Source organism: Pseudomonas sp. 2995-1, assembly GCF_002742505.1.
In the GTDB taxonomy this organism is placed as follows: Bacteria; Pseudomonadota; Gammaproteobacteria; order Pseudomonadales; family Pseudomonadaceae; genus Aquipseudomonas; species Aquipseudomonas sivasensis.
This window is the reverse complement of record NZ_LJSA01000432.1, coordinates 43,014-54,898: the sequence shown is the minus strand read 5'-3', so window position 1 is coordinate 54,898 and position 11,885 is coordinate 43,014. Positions and strand designations below refer to the sequence as shown.

Here is an 11,885-nt window from a genome sequence, read left to right as displayed (position 1 = left end):
AATCAGAAATCCGCCAACTGCCACACCTCATACGCCGGTGTCTCGTAGGGGTGGCTCAGCTTCAACGCGGCCACAACAGCCACGATCAGCGCATCCGCCACCACCAACTCGACCTTCCATTCTTCGACGACTTCGACCTGGCCAACCTGGCCGATAAACGGCTGACTGCCGTCCAACGCGCGGAATTGGCCCTGGCCCAGCACTTGCCAGGCGCAGTTGTCGTAGTCGCCAATGCGCCCGCCGCCAGCTGCAAAGACGGCGGTTTTCACCGTCTCTACATGGCTGTCGGGCACAAAGAAGGCAAGCTTGTACACGACCTTAGTTCACCCAAACGCGAGCGTTACGGAACATGCGCATCCACGCACCGTCTTCGTTCCACTCTTCCGGGCGCCACGAGTTCTGCACAGCGCGGAATACACGTTCAGGGTGCGGCATCATGATGGTCACGCGGCCGTCGCGGCTGGTGAGGCCGGTGATCCCGCGCGGCGAGCCGTTCGGGTTGGCAGGGTAGTTTTCGGTGACTTTGCCGTGGTTGTCGACGAAGCGCATGGCCACACAACCGGACAGGTCGGCTTCGAGCAAGGCTTCTTCGCTGGCGAACTCCGCATGGCCTTCGCCGTGGGCGATGGCGATCGGCATGCGCGAACCGGCCATGCCTTGCAGGAAGATCGAGTTGGACTCCTGCACCTGCACCATGGCGACACGGGCTTCGAACTGCTCGGAACGGTTACGCACAAAGTGCGGCCAGAACTCGCTGCCCGGGATCAGTTCGCTGAGGTTGGACATCATCTGGCAACCGTTGCACACACCCAGGGTGAAGCTGTCGTTGCGCTCGAAGAAGCCTTGGAACGCATCGCGGGCACGGCTGTTGAACAGGGCCGACTTGGCCCAGCCTTCACCGGCACCCAGCACGTCGCCGTAGGAGAAACCGCCGCAAGCGACCAGGCCTTTGAACTCGTTGAGGTCAACGCGACCGGCGAGGATATCGCTCATGTGCACGTCAATCGCATTGAAGCCGGCACGGTCGAACGCCGCCGCCATTTCCACCTGGCCGTTGACGCCCTGCTCACGCAGCACAGCAACTTGTGGGCGAATGCCTTTCTTGATGTACGGCGCGGTGATGTCCTGGTTGACGTCGAAGCTGAGCTTGGTGCTCAGGCCCGGGTTGTCTTCTTCCAGGATCACGTCGAATTCCTGCTCGGCGCAATCGGCGTTGTCACGCAGGCGTTGGATCTGGTAGCTGGTCTCGGACCACTGGCGTTGCAGCAGACGGCGTTGACCGGCAAACACTGTATCGCCATTGAACGAGATATTGATTTCACCGTTGTTGATCGGCTGGCCAATCACCGCCACGCAGTCGTCCAGGCCAGCGGCGCTGAATTGAGCGAGTACGTCCGGGGTCGCGTCCTGGCGAACCTGGATCACGGCGCCCAACTCTTCGTTGAACAGGATGCCGTTGATCTCGGATGCATCCTCGGCAACGCTGTCGAGCACGATGTTCAGGCCGCAGTGACCGGCAAACGCCATCTCGACAACGCTGGTCAGCAGGCCGCCGTCGGAACGGTCGTGGTAAGCCAGCAGATGGCCGTCGGCGTTCAGGCCCTGGATCACGGCGAAGAAGGCCTTGAGGTCTTCAGCGTCGTCAACGTCCGGCGCCACTTTGCCGAGCTTGCCGTGGGTTTGCGCGAGGATCGAGGCGCCCATGCGGTTCTGGCCACGGCCCAGGTCGATCAGGATCAGATCGGTGGTGCCTTTGTCCATGCGCAGTTGCGGGGTCAGGGTCTGGCGGACATCGGTAACCGGTGCAAAACCGGTCACGATCAACGACAGCGGCGAGGTCACGCTCTTGTCGGTGCCGTCTTCGTTCCAACGGGTGGCCATGGACATCGAGTCCTTGCCCACTGGAATGGTGATGCCCAGTTCCGGGCACAGCTCCATGCCGACCGCTTTTACGGTGTCATACAGACGCGCATCTTCACCCGGGTGACCGGCAGCGGACATCCAGTTGGCCGACAGTTTGATGTCAGACAGTTTGCCGATACGCGACGCGGCGATGTTGGTGAGGGTTTCACCAATGGCCATGCGGCCCGACGCCGGGGCGTCCAGCAGGGCCAGCGGCGTGCGCTCGCCCATTGCCATGGCTTCACCGGTGTAGACGTCGAAGCTGGTGGCGGTGACGGCAACGTCGGCCACCGGCACCTGCCATGGGCCGACCATTTGGTCACGGGCTACGAGGCCGGTGATGCTGCGGTCGCCGATGGTGATCAGGAAGCTTTTGCTCGCCACGGCCGGGTGATGCAGCACGCGTTCGATGCTGTCGGCCAGTTCGAGTGTGCTTGGGTCGAAATCATCGCCCAGCTCGGCTTCACGCACCGCTGAACGGTGCATGCGCGGGGCTTTGCCCAGCAGCACTTCGAGGGGCATGTCCACCGGGCTGTTGCCGAAGTGGCTGTCAGTGACCGTCAGTTGCGGCTCGGCAGTGGCTTCGCCGACCACGGCAAACGGGCAGCGCTCGCGTTCGCAGATGGCCTGGAAGCGCGCGAAGTCTTCAGGGCCGACGGCCAGCACGTAACGCTCTTGGGATTCGTTGCTCCAGATTTCGTGCGGGGCCATGCCCGGCTCGTCGTTTGGAATGTTGCGCAGTTCGAAACGGCCACCACGGTCGCCATCGTTGACCAGTTCCGGGAAGGCGTTGGACAAACCACCAGCACCGACGTCATGGATGAAGCTGATCGGGTTCTTGTCACCCAACTGCCAGCAACGGTCGATGACTTCCTGGCAGCGACGCTCCATTTCCGGGTTTTCACGCTGTACGGAAGCAAAGTCCAGATCAGCCGAGCTGGTGCCGGTTGCCATAGAGGAAGCAGCACCGCCGCCCAGGCCAATCAGCATCGCCGGTCCACCCAGCACGATCAGCTTGGAGCCGACCAGAATCTCGCCTTTCTTGACGTGTTCTTCACGGATGTTGCCCATGCCGCCGGCCAACATGATCGGCTTGTGGTAACCGCGCACTTCATCACCATGGGGCGTGGTGATGGACTGTTCGAAGGTACGGAAGTAGCCAGTCAGAGCCGGGCGACCGAACTCGTTGTTGAACGCGGCGCCGCCGAGCGGGCCTTCGATCATGATGTCGAGGGCGGTAACGATGCGCTCAGGCTTGCCGTACGGCACTTCCCACGGCTGTTCAAAGCCAGGGATCTGCAGGTTGGACACGGTGAAACCGGTCAGGCCGGCCTTTGGCTTGGCGCCACGTCCGGTAGCACCTTCGTCACGGATTTCACCGCCGGAACCGGTGGCTGCGCCAGGAAACGGGGCAATCGCGGTCGGGTGGTTGTGGGTTTCGACTTTCATCAGGATGTGCACCGGTTCCTGAACCGCGCCGTACTGGCGGGTCTCTGGATCCGGGAAGAAACGGCCGGCGACGGAGCCGACGATCACCGAGGCGTTGTCCTTATACGCCGACAGAACGCCTTCGCTGTGCATCACGTAGGTGTTCTTGATCATGCCGAACAGGCTTTTTTCCTGGCTCTGGCCGTCGATGTCCCAACTGGCGTTGAAAATCTTGTGACGGCAATGCTCGGAGTTGGCCTGGGCGAACATCATCAGTTCGATGTCGTGCGGGTTGCGCTTCAAGCCGTTGAAGGCGTTGACCAGGTAGTCGATCTCGTCTTCGGCGAGGGCCAGGCCTAGTTCGGTGTTGGCCTTCTCCAGGGCGGCGCGGCCACCGCCAAGCACGTCAATCGCGGTCAGCGGCTTGGGCTCGGCGTGGCTGAACAGACCGGCAGCCTGTTCGAGCTGGCTGACGATGATCTGGGTCATGCGGTCGTGCAGGCTGCTGGCGATCAGCTCGGCCTCGGCATCGCTGAACTGGCCGGCAACGTAGAAGGCGATACCGCGCTCCAGGCGCTGGATTTTTTCCAGGCCGCAGTTGCGGGCGATGTCGCTGGCCTTGCTCGACCAGGGCGAGATGGTGCCGAACCGTGGCAGAACCAGGAACAAGCGGCCGGTCGGCTCTTGAACGGGAACGCTTGGGCCGTACTTCAGAAGGCGTGCGAGCACTTGCTGTTCGTCGGCGGTCAATACGCCGGTAACGTCGGCGAAGTGAGCAAATTCAGCATACAGGCCTGTAACCGCTGGAACCTTCTGGCTCAGTTGTTCAAGGAGTTTGCTGTGGCGAAAGGCAGAAAGGGCAGGAGCGCCGCGCAGGATCAACATCTTCGGGACAGCCTCGGGAAGGGGTGTGCTTTGAGGCCGTGCATTCTAGCGTAAACCATCGCCAACGGCACCCGAAACGGCATCGCTGGCTGCTGCCGGGCGTCAGTTGGCACGGTTTGCACACTATCGGGGCGTTATCCAAGGCATTGCGCGTAGTTATTTTAACCGTCACATTTGCCCGCCAAGCCACGTTTCTGCGGGCTGCAGCACAGTTTTGGCGGCGCTAGCAGACAAGTCCCCCGCTGTCGAGATATGGCGCCGTGGGCCGTTTGCGTATACTGCGCAGATGTTCTCACCAACTGCTTTGCGCCCGCGATGCGCCAAATGGCTCATCGCCACCGGACTCTTCCTGATGCTCAGCGCCTGTGTTGATAAACCCAGCACGCTTGAGCGAATCAAGGAGGATGGCGTATTGCGGGTCATTACCCGGAACAGCCCGGCCACGTATTTCCAGGACCGCAACGGTGAAACCGGTTTCGAATATGAACTGGTCAAGCGCTTTGCCGACGACCTGGGCGTGAAGCTGGAGATCGAGACTGCCGACAACCTCGACGACCTGTTCGGCCAACTGGGCAAGACCAATGGCCCGGTGCTCGCCGCCGCCGGCCTGGTCAGCAGCGAGCAGCGCCAGCAACAGGTGCGTTTCTCCCATCCTTACCTTGAAGTCACTCCGCAGGTCATCTACCGCAACGGCCAGTCACGGCCGACGAACGCGGCGGACCTAGTGGGCAAGAAGATCATGGTGCTCAAGGGCAGTACCCACGCCGAGCAATTGGCCGAGCTGAAAAAGCAAAACCCTGCAATCGAGTACGAAGAATCCGACGCGGTTGAGGTGGTCGACCTGCTGCGCATGGTGGACGAGGGGCAAATCGACCTGACCCTGGTGGACTCCAACGAAGTCGCGATGAACCAGGTGTACTTCCCCAACGTACGCGTGGCCTTCGACCTGGGCAACGCCAGCAACCAGAGCTGGGCCGTGGCCGCCGGCGAAGACAACAGCCTGCTCAACGAGATCAACAGCTACCTGGACAAGGTGGAAAAGAACGGCACCCTGCAACGTCTCAAAGACCGCTATTACGGGCACGTCGATGTGCTCGGTTACGTCGGCGCCTACACCTTCGCCCAGCATCTGCAGCAGCGCCTGCCCAAATACGAGAAACACTTCCGGGCCTATGCCAAGGAAGAAAAGGTCGACTGGCGCCTGTTAGCGGCCATCGGCTACCAGGAATCACTGTGGCAACCGGCGGTCACCTCCAAGACCGGCGTGCGCGGCCTGATGATGCTGACACAGAACACCGCACAGGCCATGGGCGTGTCCAATCGCCTGGATCCCAAGCAGAGCATCATGGGCGGCGCCAAGTACCTGGCCAAAATCAAGGATGAGTTGGACGACAGCATCGCCGAGCCGGACCGCACCTGGTTTGCCCTCGCCGCCTATAACGTCGGCACCGGCCATCTGGACGACGCGCGCACCCTGGCGAAGAAAGAAGGCCTGAACCCGAACAAGTGGTTGGATGTGAAGAAAATGCTGCCGCGCCTGTCGCAGAAGCAGTGGTACAGCAAGACCCGCTACGGCTACGCCCGGGGCGGTGAGCCGGTGCACTTTGTGGCGAACATCCGGCGCTACTACGACATTCTGACGTGGGTGACCCAGCCGCAGCTGGAAGGCAACCAGGTGGTCGAAGGCAACCTGCATGTGCCAGGTGTGGACAAGACCAAGCCTGCGGAAGACAACCCTAAGCTCTAAACGCCACCAACCAGCGCGGGACAAGCCCGCTCACCACAAGCAAGTAAATTACACCCCATTCAAACGGCTCACATTCGATCACCGTCGTCTTGTAGGCCAGTGATCAGGTGCACCACACCTCCCGCCAACACCATCACACCCGGCACACCCGCCGCTTTCAACGCTGACTCATCCAACCGCCCCACATCCTGCAATTGCACCCTAACCCGCGTCAGTGCCACACGCTGTTGCGACGTGAGGTTATCCGCGCCACCCAACGCATTCAGCACGTCGGCCGACACTAGACTCTGCGTCGGCGCCTCGACCGTTTCGGCAATCAAATCCGGGGTCAGGGCTTTCCAGAACGCCTGCTTCAATTTATCCAACATGCTCAGTTCTCCAGCACAGATGAGGTTTCGACGGTCGCCGCGTGAAAGCCACGCAAGGCCTCGCGCACTTGGGCGGCCTCTTCCAGGCCCAGCACCTGACGGGCAATGCTCTGGCAGTCGACCAGGTCCAGCTCGCGCACGGTGGCTTTGATGGTCGGGATCAACGGCACGCTGACCGATAACTCATCCACCCCCAGCCCGATCAGCACCGGCACCGCCAGCGCTTCGGACGCCAACGCGCCGCATACGCCAACCCACTTGCCATGGGCATGGGCGGCCTTGACGGTGGTGGCGATCAAGCGCAATACCGCCGGGTGAAAGCTGTCCGCCTGGCTGGCCAGGCGTGGGTGGTCGCGATCCATGGCCAGGGTGTATTGGGTCAGGTCGTTGGTGCCGATGGAGAAGAAATCCACATGGGGCGCAAACACGTCAGCCATCAACGCCGCAGAGGGCACTTCGATCATGATCCCCAGCTTCGGCAACTCGCCCACCCCCAGCGCCAGCGCTTCTTCTTCGAGAATCCTGCGGGCCAGGTGCAGTTCCGACAGCAGGCTGACCATCGGCAACATGATATGCAGCCGCGCCAGACCGGCGCTGGCGAGGATCGCGCGGAACTGTTCGCGCAACAGTTCCGGGCGCTCCAGGCACAGGCGAATGCCGCGCAAGCCCAGGAACGGGTTGGTCTCGGCCTCCATCGGCACGTAGGTCAGCGGTTTGTCGCCGCCCACGTCCAACGTGCGCACAACCAGGTTGCGCTCAGCGCCCAGGGCGCGGGCGATGGCCGTGTAGGTGCTGGCCTGCTCCTCCGGGCTCGGCGCGCGGTTGCGGTCGAGGTACAGAAACTCCGAACGCAGCAAGCCGACCCCTTCACCGCCGAGAGTCAGTGACTGCTCCACCTCCTGCAATGAGGCGACGTTGGCCGTGACCTCAACATGATGGCCGTCGCGCGTGATGGCGGGCAACGCAGCCTGTGCAACGTCGCGCTGCTGTCGCTGTGCCTGTTGTTGACGTGCGGCTTTCAGCTGTTCGATCTCAGCTTGGTTCGGCTCCAAGTGCAGCTCGCCCTTATCGGCATCCAGCAGGACGTGTTTGCCGTTGGCCAGCGCCAGTACTTGCAAGGGCACACCACAGATCGCTGGCAAACCCAAAGCACGGGCGAGGATCGCCACATGGCTGGTCGCACCGCCGCCGACCGTGACAAACCCCAACACCTTGCCGGTGTCGAGGCTGGCGGTTTGTGACGGGGTCAGTTGCTCGGCGATCAAGATGGCGCGCTCGGGCAGATCCCAGGCGCGGTCCTCAATTTCCAGGATCAGTTTGAGTACGCGCTGGCCCACATCGGCCAGGTCCGCTGCACGCTCAGCGATCAGCGCATTGCCCAGCCCCTGGAACAACTTGACCGTGGCCGCCGTGGCGCTGTGCCAGGAAAATGCTGCGCTTTTGCCAGCGGCGAGCAGGCCGTGGGCGTGTTCCAGCAGGGTCGGGTCTTCGAGCAATTCCTGATGAGCACGGAAAATCTCCGCCTGGGCACTGCCGACCGCCTTAGCTTGCAAGGTTTGCAGCGCTTCCGTAGCAGCCCGCAGCGCACGCGCCAGCGCGGCACGCTCGACCGCTTCGCCCGCGCCCTTTTCAGGGATGTTCAGTTCAGGCTCAGCCACCTGCACCACATGACCACACGCCGAACCCGGCGATGCACAAACACCTCGCAGCACAGTCGCAGACACCACCGACTCAACCACCGCCACCGTTGCCGCGACCGGCTCGCCGCACCCTTGCGCCAGCAATTCCACCAACGCCTTGATGGCCGCCTCAGCCTCTTCTCCCGCCGCACTCACCTGCAAGATATCGCCCTGCACGGTTTGCAGCGCCATGATCGCCACCAGGGATTTCGCGTTGGCGCTTTGGGTTTGCTTGTGCAGGTAAATGCTCGCATTGAACCCCTTCGCCGCCTGGGCAAATACCGCCGCCGGGCGCGCGTGCAGGCCATTGGCGTTGGGCAGGCTCAGCGGTTTGGAGAACAGCGCATCACCCTCCTCCTCGCTTGCAGCTTCAATCGGCTCGCCTGGGGATACCTGCAACAGCGGCTGGCCGATGTCTACAGCACCGTTTGCCAGCAGGGTGAACGGTTCGCCGCTGACCACGAGCATCAGGGTCAGCAAACTGCGGGCATTGAGCGCCACGTAGTCAGCGTCAAATTCGATCAGCGGCTCGCCGGCCTCCACCCGCTGGCCTTCTTCGACCAATCGGGTGAAGCCCTTGCCCGCCAGGTTCACGGTATCCAGGCCGATATGCATCAGCACCTGCACGCCGTTGTCGTCGGTGATACTCACCGCGTGCCCCGTGTTCTGAATATTGCTGACCACCCCGGTCAACGGTGCGCACAAGGTCTGCGAGGTGGGATCGATGCACAGGCCGTCGCCGATCATGCGGCTGGCGAACACCGGGTCCGGCACCTGATCCAGCGCCAGCAGCACGCCGGATAAAGGCGCCAGCAATTCCAGGGGTTGAGTTGCGGTCATGACGTCACCTGCTGTTTGGTTCTGTAAAAATCATTGGGCAGAAGAGGGATCACTTCCACCAATACTCGACCTGCACACCAAAGTTCGATCCATGCCGCGCGGTGCCGTAGGACCCGGTGTCGGATAACGCCGAACCAGCCGCCAGTTCATTCGCCGCACGCTTGGCAGCTTCGTTCCAGGTGGCATAGGTGTAGTACAAGCGCACTTCGGGCCGTGCCCAGAAATCCGGACCTTTGGGCGACCATGTCGGGGCGAAGGTGAATTTGCTCAACTTGCGCGTACCGCCGCTGGCATCGACTTGATCATGGCCCAGCTCGGTGACCAGTTTGAATTGCTCGCTGAGGGCATAGGCCGGGCGCACGCCGATGGACATCCAGGTCTGGTCCTGGCTGCCGGGGCGAATATCCTTCTGGTACACCGCCTCGATCTGCCCACCAAAGCGCGGGGTCACTTGCCAGTCGAAGAACTCCACGGCGCGATAACTTTTGCTGCTTTTATCCAGGAAGGTATTGCCGGTGTAGCCCAGGCCAGTGCCGGGGCCTTCGCCGTATTGCAGGGCGAATTTGTTCTTGCCGCCGAGGAAAGGTTTTTGCACGTGCTGCGCTGTCAGTGCCCAGCCGCTGTTGGTATCGCGACCGCCGGCTTTCTCGATATAGCTCAAGCCCAGCTCCAGCTCCCCGCCGGGGTTGGTCTTGAAGCCCCCGACGTTGAAGTCGTGACGGGTGGCGTATTCCTTCTGGTACAGGTTGTCCTTGCGCGAAATGGCGTAGCTGTATTTAAGGTCGCCGATCAGCACGTCCTCGATGCCGCCGCCGGTGGCGCTCTGGTTCCAGTAGTAGAAATCGGAGATATGGATGTCGTTACGTTTGTAGTAACGCCGACCGGCCCACACCGAACCGCCGTTGAGGGCGGGCAGGTTCGTCCATTGCGCATACATCTGCGGCATGCGCGCCGAGCCGTTATTCTCGCCCTGGAATTTCAGCTCGCGGTCGTACTTGTTGTAGAGGGAAGCCATGGCATCGACGCTAAGCACCGAGCCATCGTCAAACGTCAGCAGGTCCTGGCGCAGTTCCAGTTCGCCGTATTGCTCGCATTCATTACCCAAACGATATTTGGATTGCGCGCCCGGAAGTTGGAAACATTGCTGCGGGCCACTGCCGGTTGACGTCCCCGCGCCACTACGCAAATAGCCGGCGAATTCGAGGGCTTGAGCGCCGAGAGGCAGGCTCAGGCAGGATGCAACGAGGCCCAACTTTATTGTTGTTTTCATGAAGCACTCCGATATTTTTATTATGTTTTTTTGCAGCGCCCCCGCACTCCCATACGGGGGTTACAACGGGTCTTAGTCCTTGAGATGCAGCACGAAGGATTCGTAAGGGCGCAGCACCACCGAAGACGTACGCCGCGGACAGTCGGGGTAATTGCTGATCAACAGACGCTGCTCGCTCGCCGCACTGATCACGCTCTCGGGCAGTTGGATGTCACAGGGCTGCCCGTAGAAATTGTTCAGCACCAGTAGGCGTTCGCCGTGGCCCTCGCGCAGGTAAGCCCAGACTTGGGGATGGTCTTGCAGCAGTTCGCAGTAAACGCCCTCTTGAATCAGCGGTTCGTGACGACGCAAGGCGATCAGCGCGCGGTAGTGATGCAGCACCGAGTCCGGGTCATCACGCTGGCTGTCGACGTTGATCTGCGCCGCATTGGCCGCAACGCCGATCCACGGCTCGCCACTGCTGAAACCGGCGTTGGCCTGCGTGTTCCAGTGCATCGGTGTGCGTCCGTTATCGCGGGACTTCTGCATGATCGCCGCCATGCTCGACGCCTCGGATTCACCGGCATCGCGTTTGAGGCGATAGATGTTGAGGGTCTCCACATCGCGGTACTGTTCGATCGCGTCGAAACCCGGATTGGTCATGCCCAACTCTTCACCCTGGTACACGAACGGTGTGCCCTGGAGGAAGTGCAGCGCCGTGGCGAGCATCTTCGCCGAGACCACGCGGTGTTCACCGTCATCCCCAAAGCGCGAGACCACTCGCGGCTGGTCGTGGTTACACCAGAACAATGCATTCCAACCGCCACCGGCCTGCATGCCCAGTTGCCAGTCAGACAAGATCCGCTTGAGTTGCAGGAAATCGAAGTCGGCCTTTACCCACTTCTGCAGGTTGGGGTAATCCACTTTCAGGTGATGAAAGTTGAAGGTCATCGACAGTTCTTTCGACTCAGGCCGAGAGTAACGAATGCAGTGTTCCAGGCTGGTGGACGACATTTCGCCGACGTTGATCAGGTCATGGCCTTCGAAGACTTCGCGGTGCATCTCTTGCAGGTATTCGTGCACGTTGGGGCCGTCGGTGTAGAAGCGGCGGCCGTCGCTGGTGTCTTCGGGGAAGTCGGCAGGTTTGGAGATCAGGTTGATCACGTCCAGCCGGAAACCGCCTACGCCTTTGTCGCGCCAGAAGCGCATCAGCTTGAACACTTCGGCACGGACCTTGGGGTTGTCCCAGTTGAGGTCGGCCTGGGTGTGGTCAAACAGGTGCAGGAAGTACTGGCCGGTCTGCGCTTCGTATTCCCAGGCCGAGCCGCCGAACTTGGATTCCCAGTTGTTCGGCTGGTCACGCCAGATGTAGAAGTCGCGGTACGGGTTGTCGAGGCTGCTGCGCGCTTGTTGGAACCACTCGTGCTCGATGGAGGTGTGGTTGACCACGATGTCGAGCATCAACTTGATTCCGCGCTTGGCCGCTTCGCTGATGAGCAGGTCGCAGTCGGCCATGGTCCCGTAGCTGGGGTCGATGGCGTAGTAGTCGCTGATGTCGTAGCCGTTGTCCCGTTGCGGCGAGCGCAGGAACGGCGTGATCCACAGGCAATCCACGCCCAGCCATTGGAGGTAATCGAGTTTGTCCACGATGCCCAGCAGGTCACCGGTGGCGTTACCCGCGTGGCTGTGGAAGCTTTTGGGGTAGATCTGGTAGATCACCGAGTGTTGCCAGGTTTGCATGCTGGGTTCCTTCAGTTGAATTGTGTGCCGGCCTCTTGGGCCCTATC

General features: G+C 61.4%; 7 protein-coding genes. 1 reads left to right on the top strand and 6 read right to left on the bottom strand.

What is annotated here, in order from left to right; translation table 11 throughout:
• Positions 1–2: 2 nt before the first annotated feature.
• On the bottom strand, positions 3–314 hold the full coding sequence (locus tag AOA61_RS22160; RefSeq protein ID WP_095185810.1) for an NGG1p interacting factor NIF3: 312 nt from the start codon (positions 312–314) through the stop codon (positions 3–5).
• Positions 315–318: 4 nt separating this feature from the next.
• Positions 319–4,215 carry a phosphoribosylformylglycinamidine synthase gene (gene purL / locus AOA61_RS22155; RefSeq protein ID WP_095185811.1) on the bottom strand — a complete coding sequence of 1,299 codons (3,897 nt, stop codon included), beginning with the start codon at positions 4,213–4,215 and terminating at the stop codon, positions 319–321.
• A gap of 286 nt (positions 4,216–4,501) precedes the next feature.
• Between purL and mltF the strand changes: the two genes are divergently transcribed.
• Positions 4,502–5,962 carry a membrane-bound lytic murein transglycosylase MltF gene (gene mltF, locus AOA61_RS22150; protein ID WP_032890750.1) on the top strand — a complete coding sequence of 487 codons (1,461 nt, stop codon included), beginning with the start codon at positions 4,502–4,504 and terminating at the stop codon, positions 5,960–5,962.
• Positions 5,963–6,030: 68 nt separating this feature from the next.
• On the opposite strand, the gene AOA61_RS22145 is transcribed toward mltF, so the two are convergent.
• The 4 genes from AOA61_RS22145 to treC form a co-directional block, all read right to left on the bottom strand.
• Positions 6,031–6,330 (bottom strand): PTS transporter subunit EIIB, encoded by a 300-nt coding sequence (locus AOA61_RS22145; protein ID WP_032890748.1) that lies wholly within the window; start codon positions 6,328–6,330, stop codon positions 6,031–6,033.
• A 2-nt stretch (positions 6,331–6,332) separates the two neighbouring features.
• Entirely contained in the window at positions 6,333–8,849 is a 2,517-nt protein-coding gene (gene ptsP / locus AOA61_RS22140; RefSeq protein ID WP_099602726.1) for a phosphoenolpyruvate--protein phosphotransferase, read from the bottom strand.
• Positions 8,850–8,898: 49 nt separating this feature from the next.
• Positions 8,899–10,119 carry a carbohydrate porin gene (locus tag AOA61_RS22135; protein ID WP_099602725.1) on the bottom strand — a complete coding sequence of 407 codons (1,221 nt, stop codon included), beginning with the start codon at positions 10,117–10,119 and terminating at the stop codon, positions 8,899–8,901.
• Positions 10,120–10,191: 72 nt separating this feature from the next.
• Positions 10,192–11,838 carry an alpha,alpha-phosphotrehalase gene (treC, locus tag AOA61_RS22130; RefSeq protein ID WP_032890742.1) on the bottom strand — a complete coding sequence of 549 codons (1,647 nt, stop codon included), beginning with the start codon at positions 11,836–11,838 and terminating at the stop codon, positions 10,192–10,194.
• Between the last annotated feature and the right edge of the window lie 47 nt (positions 11,839–11,885).

What these genes read in the sequence shown, in the direction of transcription:
- purL (WP_095185811.1), bottom strand. Translation starts at nt 4,215, where the DNA reads ATGTTGATCCTGCGCGGCGCTCCTGCCCTTTCTGCCTTTCGCCACAGC.
- mltF (WP_032890750.1), top strand. Translation starts at nt 4,502, where the DNA reads ATGTTCTCACCAACTGCTTTGCGCCCGCGATGCGCCAAATGGCTCATC.
- AOA61_RS22145 (WP_032890748.1), bottom strand. Translation starts at nt 6,330, where the DNA reads ATGTTGGATAAATTGAAGCAGGCGTTCTGGAAAGCCCTGACCCCGGAT.
- ptsP (WP_099602726.1), bottom strand. Translation starts at nt 8,849, where the DNA reads ATGACCGCAACTCAACCCCTGGAATTGCTGGCGCCTTTATCCGGCGTG.
- AOA61_RS22135 (WP_099602725.1), bottom strand. Translation starts at nt 10,119, where the DNA reads ATGAAAACAACAATAAAGTTGGGCCTCGTTGCATCCTGCCTGAGCCTG.
- treC (WP_032890742.1), bottom strand. Translation starts at nt 11,838, where the DNA reads ATGCAAACCTGGCAACACTCGGTGATCTACCAGATCTACCCCAAAAGC.